Here is a 19,157-nt window from a genome sequence, read left to right on the forward strand (position 1 = left end):
CCAATGGCCTCTGGCAAAGACGTGGCCCCCCCCTCCCCGGCCGAGCAGCGCGAGCGCCTCAAGCAGTTGCTGGAGCGCGGCGGCGCGCAGGCCTCCAGACCCACCGCCGCGCCGAACACGGTGGGGCCAGTGCGGCGGCCGGACGGCGCGCCCGCGGTGCCCTCGTTCGCGCAGGAGCGCATGTGGTTCCTGCACCAGCTCCAGCCGGACTCGGCGGCGTACCTCGTGCCGCGCGCGGTGGAGCTGACGGGGGACGTGGACGCGGCGGTGCTGGAGCGCGCGCTGGTGCTCCTGCTGGCGCGCCATGCGGCGCTGCGTTCCACCTTCCCCAGCGCGGAGGGGCGCCCGCTCGTCGCCTTCCACGACGCCCCGGCCCGGGTGCTGGCGCTGGAGGACCTGGAGTCCCTGGACGCCGACGCGCGCGAGGCCCGGCTGGCGGCGCGGCTCCAGGACGAGGCCACGCGCCCCTTCGACCTGGAGCGCGGGCCCCTCTACCGCTTCCGCCTCTTCCGCCTCGCCCCCCGCCGCCACGTCTTCCTGCTGGTGCTGCACCACCTGGTGTTCGACGGCTGGTCGCTCAACGTGCTGATGCGCGAGTTGGGGGAGCTTTTCTCCGCGCTGACGCGGGGCGAGGAGCCGCGCTGGACGCCGCCCCGCCTGGAGTACGCCGACTTCGCCGCGTGGCTGCGCACGCCGGCGACGGAGGCCCGTGAGGCCACCCACCTGGAGTACTGGAAGCGCCAGCTGGCCGGCGCGCCACCGGTGCTGGAGCTGGTGACGGACCTGCCGCGTCCGGCCGTGCGCACGGACCGGGGAGCCCAGACGGAGCCCGTGCCACTGTCCGCCGCGCTGACGGCGCAGGTGCGCGCGTACTGCCGCGAGCACCAGGTGACGCCCTTCATGGTGTTCTACGCGGCCTTCTGCGCACTGCTGCGGCGCTACACGCAGGCGGCGGAGCTGTGCGTGGGCACGCCCGTCGCCGGCCGCGCGCACCTGGAGGCCGAGGACGTGGTGGGCCTCTTCGTCAACACCGTGGTGCTGCGCACGGCGCTGCCCGAGGGGCTGACCTTCGACGCCCACGTGGCCCGGGTGCGCCGCACGGTGCTGGACGCCACCGCGCACCAGGAGGTGCCCTTCGAGCGCGTGGTGGAGTCGCTGGGCGTGGAGCGCAGCCTCGGCCGCACGCCGCTCTTCCAGGTGATGTTCGACCTGTACGAGGAGGAGCGCTCGCTCACGGGCGCCCTGGCCGGACTGGGAGCGCGGCCGGTGCGGCTGGACACGCGGACGAGCCAGTTCGACGTGTCGCTCACCGTGGTGGCCACGGGCGGCGGCTTCGAGCTCTCCTTCCAGTACAGCACCGAGCTGTTCCAGCCCGCGACGGTGGAGCGGATGCTCGGCCACTGCCTGCGGTTGCTGGAGCACGCGCTGGCCGCGCCGGGCACCGCGGTGGATGCGCTGGCGCTGATGTCCGTCCCGGAGCGGGCGCAGGTGGTGCACGGCTTCAACGACACCGCGCGGCCCTTCGACGCGGAGGCCACGGTGGCCTCGCTCTTCGAGGCCCGGGCGGCGCTGACGCCGGACGCGCCGGCCGTGGTGGCTCCCGAGGGCACGCTCACCTTCGGCGAGCTGGCCGCGCGGGCCTCGCGGCTGGCCGCGCACCTGGCGGCGGCCGGGGCCGGGCCCGAGGGCGTGGTGGGCCTGTGCCTGGAGCGCTCGCTGGACGCGGTGGTGTCGCTGCTGGGCATCTTCATGAGCGGCGCGGCGTGCCTGCCGTTGGAGGCCTCGCACCCGCCGGCCCGGCGCGCGGCACTGCTGCGGCGCTCCGGGGCGCGTCTCGTCGTCAGCCGGCCCTCCCTGTTCGAGGGCGTGGAGCCCGGCGTGCCCGTGCTGGCGCCAGACGTGGGCGGCGCGGTGCCCGCGGTGGTGCCGCGGCGGGCTCGCGCGGAGCACCTCGCGTACCTGCTCTACACCTCCGGCTCCACGGGCGAGCCCAAGGGAGTGGAGCTCACCCACCGCAACGTCGTCCACTGCTTCGCGGCCTTCGACGCGTACTACGACACGCAGCCCGGTGACTGCTGGGCCGCGTCGGGCAGCCTGTCCTTCGACATCCACCTGGAGGAGCTGCTCTTCAGCCTCACCCGGGGCGCGCGCACGGTGCTGCGCGAGGTGGGCCCGCTGGGGCTGGGGCGCGACATCCTCCGCCACGGCGTCACCCACATCGTCATGACGCCGTCGTCGCTGGCGACGGCCCTCGAGGAGCCCGGCGCGCCGGAGGCCCTGCGCACACTGAAGGTCGTCGTGGCTGGCGGTGAGGTGCTGCCCGAGGGGCTCGTCCAGCAGCTCGCCTTCACGCGCACGCGGCTCGTCAACACCTATGGGCCCACGGAGACGAGCATCAACGTCGCCGCGGAGCACACGCTCGCGGGCCGGCCCGTGCGACTGGGACGCCCGCTGGACCGGTGCCGGCTGTACGTGCTGGACGCGCGCGGCGAGCCCGTGCCCCCCGGTGTGCCCGGAGAGCTGTACATCGGCGGCACCTGCCTGGGCCGCGGATACCGGGGTCGCGCGGACCTGACGGCCGAGCGCTTCATCCCGGATGCGTTCTCCGGCGTGCCTGGAGAACGGCTGTACCGCACCGGCGACCGCGTGCGCTGGTTCGCCGACGGCACCCTGGGCTTCATGGGCCGCACCGACTTCCAGGTGAAGGTGCGCGGCGTGCGCATCGAGCTGGAGGAGGTGGAAGCCGCCCTGCTGCGCGTGCCCGGCGTGCGTCAGGCCGCGGTGCTCGCCCGCTCCGGGCCGGTGGACTCGCACCTGGAGGCCTTCGTCGTCCTGGAGCACGACGAGGCCCATGCGGCGCGGAGGCTGCGCGCGGCGCTGGCGGCGGTGCTGCCGGAGGCGATGGTGCCTTCGCGCTGCATCGCCTTGAAGGAGCTGCCCACCACCACCAGCGGCAAGGTGGACCGCAAGGCGCTGGCCGCGCTGCACGTGGATGGCGACGTGCAGCCCGAGGAAGGTGAGCCCCCGCGCGGGCCCGTGGAGGAACTGCTGGCCGGGCTCTTCGGGCAGGTGCTGGGACGCGCGCGCGTGCTGCGCGAGGAGTCGTTCTTCCACCTGGGAGGGCACTCGCTGAGCGCGACGCGGCTGGTGGCGCGGGTGCGGCAGGCGTTTGGCGTGGAGTTGCCGCTGGCGGCGCTGTTCGCCTCTCCCACCGTGGCCGGACTGGCGCGCGAGGTGGAGAAACTGCGCTCGGCGGGGCTGCCCCCGCTTCCGGCGCCCTCCCCGCTTCCGCAAGGCACGCCGCCTGTCGTCTCCTCCGCCCAGCAGCGGCTGTGGTTCCTCCACCAGCTTCAGCCTGACTCGTGCGCGTACCACGTCCCGGAAGCCGTCGAGCTTCACGGCCCGCTTCAGCCCGAGGTGCTGGAGGCCGCCCTGCGCTGGCTGGTGGAGCGCCATGCGGTGCTGCGCTCCACCTTCGTCTCCGTGGAGGGCCAGCCCGAGGTGCGGGTGCGGCCCCTGCCCTCCTCGCCTCTGCTGCGCGTCGAGTCGCTGGAGGACGATGCCGACGCGCTGGCCTCGCGCCTCCGCCAGCAGGCCGACGCGCCCTTCTCCCTGGAGGACGGGCCCCTCTTCCGCTTCGTCCTCTGGCGCCTGTCTGCCCAGCACCACGTGCTGCTACTCGTCTTCCACCACCTGCTGGTGGACGGCCTCTCCCTCGACGTCCTCATGCGCGAGCTGGGGGAGGCCTGGACGGCCCTCTCCCGCGGCCAGTCTCCTTCCCTGCCTCCGGTGCGCCTGGGCTACGCCGACGTCGCCGCCTGGCAGCAGTCCCCCGCCGTGCGGGCGCGCGAGGAGGCCCAACTGCAGTGGTGGCGCCAGCACCTGCACGACGCCCCCTCGCTACTGCAGCTTCCCACCGACAGGCCCCGCCCCGCCGTCCTCTCCGACGCCGGTGGCTTCTCCTCTCCCCTGCGCCTGCCCCCTTCCCTCTCCCTGCGCCTTCGCGAGGTGTGCCGCCAGCACCACGTCACTCCCTTCATGGCGCTCTACGCCGCCTTCGCCGCCCTCCTCCACCGCTACTGCGGCCAGCCCCAACTCTGCGTCGGCACTCCCGTCGCCTCTCGCCCTCACCCCGCCACCGACTCCGTCGTCGGCCTCTTCGTCAACACCGTCGTCCTCCGCACCCACCTCTCCCCTTCCCTCCCCTTCTCCTCCCTGCTCGCCGCCGTGCGCTCCACCGCGCTCGACGCCTTCTCCCACCAGGACGTCCCCTTCGAGCGCCTCGTCCACTCGCTCGACCTGCCTCGCAGCCCTAGCCTCTCTCCCCTCTTCCAGGTGATGTTCGACCTGAATCGGGTGGAGCACTCGCTGGCCCATGCGCTGTCGGGATTGGAGGCGCGCGCGCTCCACGTCGTGCCCTCGGCGAGCAAGTTCGACCTGACGCTCATCGCCAATGAAGACGCGGCGGGCTACGAGCTGGTGATGGAGTACCGCTCGGAGCTGTTCGACGCGGCCACGGTGGAGCGCATGCTGGGCCACTACGTCCGGCTCCTCTCCTCCGCGCTCGACGCTCCCGACACGCAACTCCAGGCCCTGCCCCTGCTCTCCGACGCCGAGCACCAGCTCGCCCTGCGCGGCGACACGCCGACGCGCCGGGACTATGCGCTCGGGCAGTGCGCGCATGAGCTCTTCGCCGGGTGGGCCCAGCGTGCGCCCCATCGCGTGGCCCTGGCCTACGAAGGCGGCCAGTGGACGTACGCGGAGCTGGAGGCCGTCACCTCGCGCGACGCGCGGCGGCTCGCGGCCCAGGGAGTCGGCCCGGAGCAGGTGGTCGCCCTCGTGGGCCCGCGCACCGAGGCCATGGTGCGCGCCATCGTCTCCGTGCACAGGGCGGGCGGCGCCTACCTGCCCATCGACGAGCGGCTGCCCTCAGCCCGCGTGGCCCGGCTGCTCATCGAGAGCCGCGCTCCCTTCGTACTCGCGCTCGGCGGCGGCGGCGCGCTGCTGGAGCAGGCCCTGGCCGAAGTGCCCGAGGAGGCACGCCCGCGCATCCTGTCGCTCGATTGCAGCGAGCCCACGGGTGACGGACCGCTGCCCCGCCGCGCCGGGCCGGAGCACCTCGCGTATGTGCTCTTCACCTCCGGCTCCACGGGCGTCCCCAAGGGGGTGATGATCGACCACCGGGGCATGCTCAATCACATCCTCGGCCTGAAGGAGGTGCTGGGCCTCTGCGAGGACGACCTCGTCGCCCAGACGGCGGCGGTGAGCTTCGACATCTCCGTGTGGCAGATGCTGGGCGCGCTCACCTTCGGCGGCACCACGTACGTCTTCGACGACGCGGTGGTTCAGGAGCCGCTGCGCCTGGCCGCCGCGCTGGAGGCCACCGGAGCCACCATCGCCGAGCTGGTGCCGGGCGTCATCCAGTCCATGCTGGAGGATGGCGCGCCAGAGAAGGCGCCCTCGTTCCAGCGCCTGCGGTGGATGATTCCCACGGGCGAGGCGCTGCCTCCCGCCGTGTGCCGCGCGTGGTTCTCCCGCTACCCGCGCGTGCCGCTCATCAACGCGTATGGACCGGCTGAGTGCTCGGACGACGTCACGGTGCACCCGATGCACGCGCCTCCGGAGCGGGCCACCACACCCATTGGCCGGCCCGTTCCCAACCTGGACGTGTACGTGCTCGACGAGGCGCTGCGACCCGTTCCCCTGGGCGTGGTGGGCGAGCTGTACGTGGGCGGCGTGGGCGTGGGCCGCGGCTACCTCCGCCGTCCCGAGCTCACCGCCGAGCGCTTCGTGCCTGACCCCTACTCCAGCGTCCCCGGCGCGCGCATGTACCGCACGGGCGACCTGGGACGGCGGCTGCCCGACGGCGTGCTGGAGTTCCTGGCGCGCGCCGACTTCCAGGTGAAGGTGCGCGGCTTCCGCATCGAGCTGGCGGAAATCGAGGCCTCGCTGGAGCTGCTGCCCGAGGTGCGCTCGGCCGTGGTGATGGCGCGTGAGCGGCGGCCGGGAGACTCGGTGCTGGTGGCCTGGGTGGTGGCTTCCCGGCCCGGCGTGAGTGAGGCGCAGGTGCTGGAGGCGTTGGCGCTCCGGCTGCCGGCGTACATGGTGCCGTCGCGCGTCGTCCTGCTCGACGCGCTGCCGCTGGGACCCAATGGGAAGGTGGACCGCAAGGCACTGCCGGCGCCCACGGAGGCGACGCCCCGGGCCGCGGGTGCACGCCGCCACGCTTCGCCGAGGGAGGCGCTCCTGGCGGAGCTCTTCGCCGAGGTGCTGGGCGTGGAGGAGGTCTCTGCCGAGGCTGACTTCTTCCACCTGGGGGGGCACTCGCTGAGCGCGACGCGGCTGGTGGCGCGGGTGCGGCAGGCGTTTGGCGTGGAGTTGCCGCTGGCGGCGCTGTTCGCCTCTCCCACCGTGGCCGGACTGGCGCGCGAGGTGGAGAAACTGCGCTCGGCGGGGCTGCCCCCGCTTCCGGCGCCCTCCCCGCTTCCGCAAGGCACGCCGCCTGTCGTCTCCTCCGCCCAGCAGCGGCTGTGGTTCCTCCACCAGCTTCAGCCTGACTCGTGCGCGTACCACGTCCCGGAAGCCGTCGAGCTTCACGGCCCGCTTCAGCCCGAGGTGCTGGAGGCCGCCCTGCGCTGGCTGGTGGAGCGCCATGCGGTGCTGCGCTCCACCTTCGTCTCCGTGGAGGGCCAGCCCGAGGTGCGGGTGCGGCCCCTGCCCTCCTCGCCTCTGCTGCGCGTCGAGTCGCTGGAGGACGATGCCGACGCGCTGGCCTCGCGCCTCCGCCAGCAGGCCGACGCGCCCTTCTCCCTGGAGGACGGGCCCCTCTTCCGCTTCGTCCTCTGGCGCCTGTCTGCCCAGCACCACGTGCTGCTACTCGTCTTCCACCACCTGCTGGTGGACGGCCTCTCCCTCGACGTCCTCATGCGCGAGCTGGGGGAGGCCTGGACGGCCCTCTCCCGCGGCCAGTCTCCTTCCCTGCCTCCGGTGCGCCTGGGCTACGCCGACGTCGCCGCCTGGCAGCAGTCCCCCGCCGTGCGGGCGCGCGAGGAGGCCCAACTGCAGTGGTGGCGCCAGCACCTGCACGACGCCCCCTCGCTACTGCAGCTTCCCACCGACAGGCCCCGCCCCGCCGTCCTCTCCGACGCCGGTGGCTTCTCCTCTCCCCTGCGCCTGCCCCCTTCCCTCTCCCTGCGCCTCCGCGAGGTGTGCCGCCAGCACCACGTCACTCCCTTCATGGCGCTCTACGCCGCCTTCGCCGCCCTCCTCCACCGCTACTGCGGCCAGCCCCAACTCTGCGTCGGCACTCCCGTCGCCTCTCGCCCCCACCCCGCCACCGACTCCGTCGTCGGCCTCTTCGTCAACACCGTCGTCCTCCGCACCCACCTCTCCCCCTCCCTCCCCTTCTCCTCCCTGCTCGCCGCCGTGCGCTCCACCGCGCTCGACGCCTTCTCCCACCAGGACGTCCCCTTCGAGCGCCTCGTCCACTCGCTCGACCTGCCTCGCAGCCCCAGCCTCTCTCCCCTCTTCCAGGTGGGCTTCGCCTGGAACCCGGTGGGCGGCTCGCTCGCCGAGGCACTGACGGACCTGCGGGCCCGGCCGCTGCCCGTGGGCGCCAGTGCCAGCAAGTTCGACCTGGCCCTCGTGGTGAATGAGCGCGGCGACGCGCTGGAAGTGGAAGCGGAGTACCGCTCGGAGCTGTTCGACGCGGCCACGGTGGAGCGCATGCTGGGCCACTACGTCCGGCTCCTCTCCTCCGCACTCGACGCTCCCGACACGCAACTCCAGGCCCTGCCCCTGCTCTCCGACGCCGAGCGACAGCGCGTCGTGCGGGACTTCAACGCCACCGCGCGCCCGCTCGCCTCCGAGCTGCCGGCCATCTCCCGCTTCGAGCAGCACGCGGCCCACGCCCCCGCCTCCCCCGCCCTCGTCGCGCCCGATGGGGCCCTGAGCCACGGAGGACTCGACGCACAGGCCACCGCGCTCGCGCGGGCCCTGGTGGCCCGGGGCGTGGGCCCCGAGTCCGTCGTCGGAGTGTGCCTGGAGCGCGGCACCTCGCTGCTCGTCGCGCTGCTGGCCGTGCACAAGGCAGGAGCGGCCTGGCTCGCGCTGGAGCCGGGGCACCCGCCCGCCCGGCGGCTGTCCCTGCTTCGCGGCGCCGGAGCCCGTCTGGTGGTGGCAGCCCCCGAGTCCTTCCCCGAGCCGCTGCCCGACATCGGCACCGTGGAGCCGGATGCCCGGGGGCCCGCCGTCACCCTGACGCCGCCCGCGCTGGAGCACCTGGCGCTCGTCGTCTTCACCTCGGGCACCACGGGCGAGCCGAAGGCCGTGGAGCTCACCCACCGCAACCTCGCCCACCTCTTCGAGGCGCTGGACACCGCCGCGCCCGTGGGCCCGGGTGACACGGTGCTCGCGGCGATGTCCGTCGCCTTCGACATGCACGTGGTGGAGCTGCTGCTGCCGCTGTCGCGCGGTGCCCGCGTCGTGCTGCGTGCCACGGGCCCGGTGGAGCTGGCCGAGGACGTGCGCCGGCATGACGCCACCCACCTGCTGGCCACGCCTTCCGTGGTGTCCGCCGCGCTGGAAGCGCCCGGCGCGGACGAGGCGCTGCGCAACCTCGCCGTGCTGCACCTCGGCGGCGAGGCGCCCTCGGAGTCCCTGGTGCGCAGGCTCACGGGCGGCCCGGTGCGGCTGCTCAACGGCTATGGCCCCAGCGAGACGACGTGCGTGGCCGCGCTCCACCCGCTGCGGGCGGGAGCGCCCTCGCGGCTCGGAGGTCCACTGGAGCGCGTGCGCTTCCTCGTGCTGGACGCGAGCGGCGAGCCCGTGCCCCCCGGTGTGCCCGGAGAGCTGTACATCGGCGGCGCCGGCCTCGGCCGCGGCTACCGCGGCCACCCAGCGCTGACGGCCGAGCACTTCGTCCCGGACCCGTTCTCCGGCGTGCCTGGAGAACGGCTGTACCGCACCGGCGACCGCGTGCGCTGGTTCGCCGACGGCACCCTGGGCTTCATGGGCCGCACCGACTTCCAGGTGAAGGTGCGCGGCGTGCGCGTCGAGCTGGAGGAGGTGGAGGCCACCCTGCTGCGCGTGCCCGGCGTGCGTCAGGCCGCGGTGCTCGCCCGCTCCGGGCCGGCGGACTCGCACCTGGAGGCCTTCGTCGTCCTGGAGCACGACGAGGCCCACGCGGCGCGGAGGCTGCGCGCGGCGCTGGCGGCGGTACTGCCGGACGCGCTGGTGCCCTCGCGCTTCGCCTTCCTGGAGCAACTCCCCCTGCGTCCCAACGGCAAGGTGGACCGCAAGGCACTGGCCGCGCTGCCGGTGGACGGCGACGTGCAGCCCCAGCAGGGTGAGCCCCCGCGCGGGCCCGTGGAGACCTGGATCGCGGAGCTCTTCCAGCGCCTGCTGGGCGTGGAGCACGTGGGACGCGACGCGGACTTCTTCCAGCTGGGAGGGCACTCGCTTGCCGCGGCCCGGCTGGTGGCCCGGCTGCGTCAGGCCTTCGGCGTGCACCTGCCGCTGGCGGACGTCTTCACCGCACCCACCGTCGCCGGCCTGGCGGAGCGGCTCGCCGCGGCGCCCCGGAGCTCCGCGCTCCAGGCCGTGCCGCGCCCCGCACACATCCCCGCGTCGCTGGTGCAGGAGCGCCTCTGGTACGCCCTCCAGCTCCCCGAGGCCCCGCCCTACGTCAGCGTCCTGGCGCTGGTGCTGGACGGCCCGCTGGACGTGGCGTGCCTCGAAGCGGCCCTGACCTCCGTGGTGGAGCGCCACGAAACGCTGCGCGGCACCTTCGTCCAGGAGTCCAACACCGTCCTCGTCCGGACGGGCCCCGTGCGCGGCCCCGTGCTGGCACGACTGGACCTGTCCCACCAGCCCCCGAGCGAGGCGCTGGAGGCGGCGCGTGCGCGCGTCACCTGGCACGACCACCAGCACTTCGACCTGCGCCACGGGCCGCTCTACCGCTTCGAGCTGGCCCGCCTGGAGGCCACCGGCACGAAGCACGTGCTCATCACCGCCGCCAGCCACCTGGTGGTGGACGGCCTCAGCCAGCAGGTGCTGCTGGATGACGTGGCGGCGGCGTACCAGGCGCGGCTCGCGGGCCGGACTCCGCCTCCGCCCCCGCCGCTGCAGTACGCGGACTTCGCGCTGTGGCAGCGCCAGCCCGAGCAGCAGCGCCGGCTGGAGTCGAGCCTGGAGTCCTGGAAGCAGGCGCTGGCCCTTGCTCCGCCGGTGTTGGACCTGCCGCTGGACTTCCCCCGCCGCGCCCCCGCGCTCAACGCCAACATGCGCGAGGTGCGGCTGGGCTGGAGCGCCCCGGCCGTGACGGCGCTGCGCGCGCTGGCCCGGAGCGAGGGCGTGTCCACCTTCACCGCGCTGCTGTCGCTGATGCAGGCGTGGCTGCACCGGCTGAGCGCCCAGTCGCACGTGGTGGTGGCCTCGCCCTTCTCCGGCCGCACGCTGCCGGGCACCGAAGCGCTGGTGGGCCACTTCACCAACGTGGTGCCGCTGGGCACCGAGGTGGAGGGCGCCTCCTTCCGCGCGCTGCTGCGGCGCGCGCACGCGGTGGTGACGCACGCCACCGCGCACCAGGAAGTGCCATTCAAGCGCATCGCCGACGCCGTGCGCCCGGACGCGGACCGCACCGCGCCCCCGCTGGCCCAGGCGCTGCTGCTGATGGACGCCTTCTCCCCGCCGGCCTTCGCGGACCTGGAGGCCTCCGTGCTGGAGGGCGCGGGCGTCATCCCCGCGTACGACGTGGTGCTCAGCCTGGCCGAGCAACCCGACGGCACGCTGTCCGGCGTCGTCGCCACCGACAGCGCCCTCTTCACCCCGGAGACGGCCGCGCGCATGGCGCGGGCACTGGAGCAGCTCTGCGCCGAGGCCGTCCGCGCGCCGGACGCGCCCCTGTCCCGCCTGCCGCTGATGAGCCCGGAGCAGCGCGCCGGGGTGCTCGCCGCGCTGGACGGCGGCCCCCAGGAAGTGCCAGCCGGGGCCTGCGTCCACACCCTCTTCGAGGCCCAGGTGCGCCGCACGCCCCACGCGGCGGCCGTGGCCCACGGCGCCATCACCTGGAGCTACGCGGAGCTCAACGCCCGCGCCAACCTGCTGGCCGCGCACCTGGTCGCGCAGGGCCTGAAGCCCGAGGAGGCGGTGGGCGTGGTGATGGCGCCCTCCGCGCAGGCCCTGGCCGTGCTGCTGGGCATCCTCAAGGCCGGCGGCGCCTACGTCCCGCTGGACCCCGGCTGGCCCGAGCCGCGCAAGCAGTCCGTGCTGGAGCGCGCCGGCGCCCGGCGCCTGTGGGTGGACGCGGTGAGGATGGAGGAACTCTACGCGCTGGCGCCCCTCGTGGAGGTGCCACCCGAGCCCGCCCACGTGGCGGACGACCTGGAGCCCGGCCCCCGCGCCGTGTCCGACACGCAGCTCGCGTACCTCATCTTCACGTCCGGCTCCACGGGCGAGCCCAAGGGCGTCATGGTGCAGCACGGCTCGGTGGCCAACCACGCCGTGGCCATGGCGGAGCGCTTCGGCCTCGCGCCCGGTGACAGGATGCTCAACTTCGCGCCGCTGAGCTTCGACGCGGCCGCGGAGGACCTGTATCCGCCGCTGTCCGCGGGTGCCACGGTGGTGATGAACGACGGCCTGCTGCCCGCGCACACCGTCACGCAGTACCTGGAGGACACGGGCATCACCGTCATCAGCCTGCCGCCCACGTACATCGAGGAGTGGGTGCGCGAGCTGGAGAAGCAGGGCCGCCGCGTGCCCGCGCGCCTGCGCCTGCTGGCCCCCGGCGGTGACGTCCTCAAGCGCGAGCTGTACGAGGCCTGGGTGCGCGTGGGCGGCGCGCACGCGCCCTGGCTCAACGTGTACGGCCCCACCGAGTGCACAATCACCTCCGCCACCTGCGCCATCCCCGGCGCCGGGGGCGTGGACACCGCGCCCACCTTCCCCATCGGCCGCCCCATCCCCCGCGTGCGCTTCTACCTGCTGGACGAGCACCTGGAGCCGGTGCTGGCCGGCCTGCCGGGGCGCGTGTACATCGGCGGCGTGGCGCTGGCGCGCGGCTACCTGGGCGCGCCGCACGCCACGGCCGAGCGCTTCGTGCCGGACCCCTTCAGCGGCGTGCCCGGCGCGCGCATGTACCACACGGGGGACCTGGCCCGGCTGCTGCCGGACGGGCGCCTGCGCTTCCTGGGCCGCGTGGACCACCAGGTGAAGATTCGCGGCTTCCGCGTGGAGCTGTCGGAGGTGGAGCTGTGCCTGCGGAGCGTGCCGGGCGTGGAGGAGGCCGTGGTGCTCGCGCGGCCGTCGCCCGCGGGCCCGCTGCGGCTGCTCGCGTACGCGCAGGCTCCGGCCTCCGTGGGCGCGGACCTGCTGCGCGCGCACGTGGCGGCGCGGCTCCCCGCGTACATGGTGCCCGCCGCCTTCACCGTGCTGGAGCGGCTGCCCCTCAACAACAACGGCAAGGTGGACCGCCACGCGCTGAAGGACCCGGAGGCCGCCGCGCCCGCGCCCGCGCCGGAAGCCGCGCGGCTGCAGACGCCCTTCCGCACGACGGTGGAGATGACGCTGGAGCGCCTGTGGCGCGAGGTGCTGGGCCGCCCGGGCGTCACGCCGGAGGACGACTTCTTCGCGCTGGGCGGCGACTCCATCCTCGCCATGCGCCTGCTGGGCCGCCTCGAGGAGGAGCTCGGCCTGCCGGTGCCGCTGGCCGTCGTCTTCCAGAGCCCCACGCTGCGCGAGACGGCGGACGCGGTGCATGACCTGCTGAAGGAGGGCCCGCCCCGCACCAGCGTGGTGCGGCTGGCCGGCGGGGGCGCGCCCGCGGACGCGCCGCCCCTCTTCCTCTTCCACCCGGGCGACGGCGAGCTGCACCACTACCGCCACCTCGCGCCCCGCCTGGAGCCGCGCCTGCGCTGCTTCGGCCTCCAGGCACCGGAGACGGTGTCCTCGCGCGGCTTCGACAGCTTCGAGGCCCGCCTCGCCGCGTATGTGGAGGACGTGCGCGCCGTGCAGCCCCACGGGCCCTACCGGCTCGCGGGCTACTCCTTCGGCGGCTACCCGGCCCTGGGCGTCGCCGCGGCGCTGGAGGCCGCGGGTGAGGAGGTGGCCCTGCTGGCCTTCTTCGACGCCCTCACCTTCCAGTCCGTGGACGCGCGCTCGCGCGGCCCGGTGGAGCCCGCGCTCGCCATCGCCGACGAGTTCGGCGTGTGGGACGAGGCCCTGGAGCGCGAGCTGGCCCCGCTGTCGCGCGACGAGAAGTGGGAGCGCGTGGCTCAGCGCGCCCGCGAGCGCGGCACCGCGGCCAACCACTTCACCGGTAGGGAGCTGGCCCGCGTGTGGCACGTGCTGGGCGAGGTGCTGGTGCCGCAGGTGCGCGCCTGGCCGGTGGCCTCGCCGCGCGCGAAGGTGACGCTCTTCTGCAGCGACGAGGCACGCGCGGAGCGGGATGAGACGCTGGGCTGGCGCGACCTGCTGCCCTCGGCCCGGCTGGACGTGGTGCCCGTGCCGGGAGGCCACTTCGGCGCCCTCCAGCCGCCGCTGGTGGACGCCGTGGCGGCGCGGCTGCTGGCCCGCGCCTTCGGTGAGGACGACGCGTAGCGGGCGTCAGCCCTGGCCGGGCAGCCCCGCGCGGATGGCGTCGAGGAGAATCCGGCAGCCCTCCGCGAGCTGCTCGGGGGGCGTGGTGAGCGGCGGCATGAGCTTCATGACGGAGTCGTCCCGGCCGCAGCACTCGATGATGAGCCCCTTCTCGAAGCAGCGGGAGGCGGCGCGCCGGGCCGCCTCGTTACCGCCCACGCGGGTGAGGTCCACGCCCGCCACCATGCCCGCGCCGCGCACCTCGATGTCCGGGTGCAGGGCCCGGGCGGCGGGCGCGAAGACGTCCCGCAGGTAGCGCGTGCCGTCGGCCAGGCCGTTGGTGAAGGCCGGGCGCGTCCAGTACTCCAGCGCCGCGGTGGCCGCGACGAAGGCCAGCTGGTTGCCCCGGAAGGTGCCGGTGTGCTCGCCCGGCTTCCAGTGGTCATGCTCGCGCCGCATCAGCACCAGCGACATGGGCAGGCCGTACCCGCCAATGGACTTGGACACCGTCACCAGGTCCGGCACCACGCCAGACGCCTCGAAGCTGAAGAAGTGGCCGGCGCGGCCCACGCCCGCCTGGATTTCGTCGCAGATGAGCAGCGCGCCGTACCTGTCACACACCGCGCGCAGCCCCTGCATGAAGGCCGGCGAGCCCACGTAGATGCCGCCGTCGAGCTGCACCGGCTCCACGATGATGGCCGCCGGCGCGTCCACGCCGGAGGACGAATCCGCCAGCACCCGCTCCAGGTAGCCCACGGAGTCGAAGGGGCCCTGCGGCCCGGACTCGTACGGCACGAAGGACACGCCCACCGTGGGCACGCCCAGGTTGCGCCTCACCGAGGTGCTGCCCGTCACCGAGCCGCTGCCCATGCTCATGCCGTGGTAGCTGCCGCCGAAGGCGATGACGCCGGTGCGCCCCGTCACCCGCCGCGCCAGCTTCAGCGCGGCCTCCACCCCGTTGGCCCCCGTGGGGCCGCAGAACTGCACCTTGAAGTCCAGCTTCCGCGGCCGCAGCACGCCTTCGACGAAGGTGTCGAGGAAGCGCCGCTTCTCCACCGTGTACGCGTCCAGCGCGTGGATGATTCCCTCGGACTCCAGGTACGCCACCAGCTGCGCGCGAATCTCCGGCGGGTTGTGCCCGTAGTTGAGCGTCCCCGCGCCAGAGAAGAAGTCGGTATAGGCCTTCCCCGCTTCGTCCCAGATGGTGGCGTTGCGCGCGCGCGCGAACACCGTGGGAAACACCCGCGAGTAGCTGCGGACGTTGGACTCGTACTCCTCGAAGACACGCACGCCGGAAGCTGCCATGGGGGGGACTCCTCCTGGTTGCTCGCGCCGGGGTTAGCGCGTGCGCCCTTCAATCCAGGCCTTGGTGAAGATGTTGGCGCTCAGCGGCGCCAGCTCGACGTCCTCGTAGCGTACCACCAGCCGCGTCCCCTCCTCCGACTCCATCTCCAGCACCTCCTTGTAGTGGTAGACGAGGTTGCCCGAAACGGGGTCCTTCACCCGCTGGTAGCCGCGGATGAGGTCGGTGCGCAGCACCTTGCCGGAGGGCGCGTGGCCCACGCGCTTGACGATGTTGTGGTCCGCGTCCACCCACAGCCGCATCACCGGGAAGGCCACCTCCGACCCCGGCTTCGCCTTCAGCAGCAGCTTGCGGAACACCGTCCCATTCACCGTCTCCGGCGCCTCGTCCGTCGCGTCGTAGTCCTCCGCCAGCCGCGAGCGGTCGAAGTCCGCCTCGCAGGCGATGGTGCCCACGATGTTGCCGCGCCGCGTCGTCCGTTCCCACTGGCCGATGACGGGGTTGTACTCCCAGAGATTCTTTCCGATGCGCAGGAAGCCGCCGCCCGCCATGTGCTTCGGCTGGGTGATGAGGAAGATGAGGTCCTGGTGCGAGTCGCGCCGGTACACCTGGAGTTCGATGGCCATCTCCACGCCGTCCTTGCGAATCTCGCGCATGCGCACCACGCCCTTGTAGTCGCTGGCGAAGGAGAGCCGCTTGTCGATGAGCCGCAGCACCTCCTCCGCGCTGGGGGCGGGGGCCTTCTGCGTGTCCGCGGCGGACGCGGGCAGGGACAGCAGCAGCGCGGCGAGACAGGCAAAGAGCATGGACTTCGGACTCATGTGAGGGACTCCATGGCGGAGCGGGGTTGCAGGGCGGCGGCGCGGAAGGCCGGGACGATGGAGGCCAGGCCCGCGGCGGTGGTGACGAGGAACACGGCGAGCAGCGCGTCCGCGAGCCGGGGCTGGAGCGGCAGCGTGGCGCTGAAGAAGAGGTTGGAGACGGGCTCGGGCAGCGGCACCGAGTCGCCCAGCAGCGCGCACAGGCCGGCGGACACGGCCGCGCCCGCGGCGGACGCGAGGAGGCCCAGCAGCAGTCCCTCCAGCACGAAGAGCGCCACCACGGCGCGCCGGTGCATGCCCATGGCCCGCAGGGTACCGATTTCCCGCGTCCGCTCGCGCACCGCCACGCTGAGCGCGACGAACAGGCCGGTGATGACCACGGACATGAGGCCGAGCGCCACCAGCACCGTCAGCGCCGCGAGCCCCGCGGTGACGAAGGACAGGAAGGAGGACTCGTCCTCCCAGCTCGTCACGTCCAGCCGCTGGCCCGTCCACGGCTCACGCAGCAGCGGGGCCAGCTTGTCGCCATAGGACTCGTGCGTGGCGGGCAGCACCTCGAAGCGCGCGTCGCGCAGCGCCTGGCGCAACCGGTCCGCCACCTCGTCGGTGTCCACCTGCCCGTCACACACCCACTGGAGCACGCCGGCCGCCTCGGGGCGGTAGCCACCCAGCTCGCGCAGCGTGGCGTTGGAGACGAGGATGCCCGCGGCCTCGCCCAGCAGGCCCGCGCGCCGTGTAATCGCGGCCACCTCCACGTCCAGGGCGTTGCGCCGCCCGTCCGGCAGCCGCCCGTAGAGCGTGGCCATGTCGCCCACGCGCACCTTCAGGCGCTCGGCCAGCACCGAGGACAGCGCCACCGTGCGCGGCCGCGCCAGCGACTCCAGCGCGCCGTCCGTCGCCTTCAGCGACTGGAGGTCCGGCTCGCGGGTGATGTCCACGCCCACCACGTACGAGCGCGTGCGCTGCCGGCCCGCGCCCACCGTGGCGTGGCCGCGCCCGCGCTCGCGCCAGCGGCACCCGGCGGGCCTCAGCGGCTCCACCGCGGCCCGCACCGGCCCCGAATCTCCGATGACGGGCGCCAGCGCGTCTGGATGCGCCTTGAAGTAGCCACCCACGTTGACGTCACCGGCCAGCAGCGCCGTCACCGCCTCGCGCTGGGAGGACGCCACGCCCACGTGCAGGGCGCGCAGCCCCACCAGCACCGCGCTGGCGCCGGCCAGCATCAGGATGAGCAGCAGCCCGTTCTCCCGGTGGGCCAGCAGGTTGCGCAGGGCGATTCGCAGCAGGGCCCTCATCGCTCACTCCCCTCCCTGCCGCATGGCCACCAGCGGGGCCACCCGGCTGCCGCGCCACGCCGGTAGCAGCGCCGCGCCGGCCACCACGCCCACCACGCCCACCACCACCGCCACCGCGTGCGCCCACTCCAGCCTCGGCACCAGCACGGGCCCGCCCAGGAAGAGCTGCAGCGCCGCGTCCTCCACCGGAATGCCGCCGCCCGCGCCACCCAGAATCAGCGCCGCGCCCAGCCCGGCGCCCAGCGCTCCGCCCACGAACCCCAGCACGAGCCCCTCCGCCAGCAGCACGACGAACACCTCACGCCGGTGCATGCCCACCGCGCGCAGCGTCCCCACCTCCGCCACGCGCTCGCGCGCCAGCAGCAGCAGCGTGCCCGTGGCCACCAGCAGCACGAAGAAGGAGATGAGCGCGGCGATGGCCAGCAGCAGCACCTGCGCCATGCCCACCACGCCGCCCACGAAGCCTCCCGCCTCCTCCCAGCCCACCGTCTTCAGCGACAGGCCCTTCGCCGTGGCGAGCTCCTGGATGCGCGCGGCCACCGCATCCGCGGGGACGTCCGGCGCCAGCACCACCGCGGCGTGGAGGATGCTGCCCGAGCGCACCTCCTCATCGGTGAAGGTGGGCGGCGGACCCTCGGCCCGCGTGAGGGCCGTGTCCTGCCGCGCGGGCGCCGCCGGGGCGTCCTCGATGGTGGGCGGCACGAGCGACTCCGGCGAGGCGTCCACGGAGGCGCCCGCCAGCCCCAGCGACGCGACGAGCCGCCGCGTCTCCTCCTGCTCCGCTCGCGTGGGCCGCCCGGTGAGGTGGCGCAGCGTGACGAGGTCCACCAGGCTGGTGATGTTGACGCGGCTGAAGTCCCCGCCCAACCCCTTGAAGCGGTAGGTGCCCCAGACGCGCACCGGCACGCCGGGGCTGGGCTCCACGCTGCCCTTGAGCACCAGCGTGTCGCCGGGCTTCACGCGGTACAGCGGCAGGTGCGGGGCCAGTTCCTGGTAGAAGGCCGCATAGCGCGGCGCGAAGGTGGCGTCGTCCAGGGTGAGGAAGTCCTCCAGCAGCGCCTCCAGCGCCCCCGGGTGGCCCTGCACGCGCTCCAGCGCGGCGCGCAGCGCGGTGGCCTGCTCCTGCTCCAGCCGCGACACCAGCTCCGGCACGTCCCCGCGGTTGCGCTCCACCAGCGTGCGCAGCCCCTCGTCTCCGGCCAGGGTGGCGCCCCGGGCCAGGCCCCGGGACACCTCGTCCAGGCGCCAGGCGATGGGCAGCTTGAAGTTCTGCTCCCACGCGCCGTGGCCCAGCATCAGCCCCCGGCTGCCCTCCGGCGGAAGCTGCCCGGTGACGACCTCCACGCGAGGAAAGGCGCCGGCGAAGCGGGGCAGCTCCGTGCCCATCAGATCCAGCTCCACCGCCTCACCCTCGCCCAGCTGCCGGGCCACCCGGTTCTCCAGCAGCTCCAGCGTGGGCAGCGGCTCCGCCAGGAAGCGCTGCTGGAAGCCGGGCGCGAGGACGGACTCCAGCGCGCGCCGGTCCTCCTCGTGCTCCGCGCCCACGGTGAAGGCGTCCGCGTGGCGGGCGGCCTCGCGGGCGACGCGGCGCAGCGTCGCCTCCAGGTCCTCCGCCCGCCGCGCCAGCCTCGCGTCGCGCTCCGGCGAGGGCGGCTCGCGCACCACGGCGCGCAGCGCGGCCAGCATCTCGTCCAGGTAGTTGCCGCGGAACACCGTGGCCCGATTCACCTCCAGCGGCACCACCTCGCGCACGCCCTCCACGCCGCGCACCAGCGCCTCCACGGCCGGGTAGTCCGCGAAGGGCTCCAGCGTGGGCGGGCCGTTGGGGCCGAAGACGAGCAGCGGCGACTCGGGCGAGCGCGCGTCGTACACCTGGAGGTGCCCGGCGCCGCTCTCGATGAGGGTGCGCCGCGTGCCGTCATGGATGCTGGCCACCAGCGCCACGCCCACCGTCAGCACGGCCGCCGCGCCCGCCGCGAGCAGGCCGACAATCCAGCTCCGCGGACGGGACCTGATGCTCTGCAGCGCGAGCAATCCCAGCGTCAACAAAGACTCCCGGTTGCGAGAAGATTGCTCCGAAAGGCCCCGCCCCACGAGACGGGCGGAGCCCACGAGCGCCGCAAGGTTAGAGAAGGGTCGCCACCGAGGCAAGCAACCCCCGGT

At 74.1% G+C, this 19,157-nt stretch carries 5 protein-coding genes; 1 reads left to right on the forward strand and 4 read right to left on the reverse strand.

The genetic code is table 11. From position 1 onward, the window contains the following. The first annotated feature begins 3 nt into the window (after window positions 1-3). The gene (locus OV427_RS10340; RefSeq protein ID WP_267855924.1) at window positions 4-13,596 is read left to right on the forward strand and encodes a non-ribosomal peptide synthetase; all 13,593 of its coding nucleotides are present in this window, start codon (window positions 4-6) and stop codon (window positions 13,594-13,596) included. 6 nt (window positions 13,597-13,602) lie between these two features. Here OV427_RS10340 and OV427_RS10345 read toward each other — a convergent pair whose 3' ends face one another. The 4 genes from OV427_RS10345 to OV427_RS10360 are packed head-to-tail and all read right to left on the reverse strand — an operon-like array spanning window position 13,603 to window position 19,040. Next, entirely contained in the window at window positions 13,603-14,880 is a 1,278-nt protein-coding gene (locus OV427_RS10345) for a diaminobutyrate--2-oxoglutarate transaminase (RefSeq protein ID WP_267855925.1), read from the reverse strand. A gap of 33 nt (window positions 14,881-14,913) precedes the next feature. Next, entirely contained in the window at window positions 14,914-15,699 is a 786-nt protein-coding gene (locus OV427_RS10350; RefSeq protein ID WP_267855926.1) for an outer membrane lipoprotein-sorting protein, read from the reverse strand. Further along, a complete protein-coding gene (locus OV427_RS10355; RefSeq protein ID WP_267855927.1) occupies window positions 15,696-16,994 on the reverse strand; it encodes an ABC transporter permease in 1,299 nt (432 codons plus the stop codon). Before OV427_RS10355 ends, OV427_RS10350 begins: the two co-directional genes overlap by 4 nt. Before the next feature lie 3 nt (window positions 16,995-16,997). Beyond that, a complete protein-coding gene (locus tag OV427_RS10360) occupies window positions 16,998-19,040 on the reverse strand; it encodes an ABC transporter permease (RefSeq protein WP_267855928.1) in 2,043 nt (680 codons plus the stop codon). Window positions 19,041-19,157 lie beyond the last annotated feature (117 nt).

Origin of the sequence: Pyxidicoccus sp. MSG2, assembly GCF_026626705.1 — a bacterium.
GTDB lineage: Bacteria > Myxococcota > Myxococcia > Myxococcales > Myxococcaceae > Myxococcus.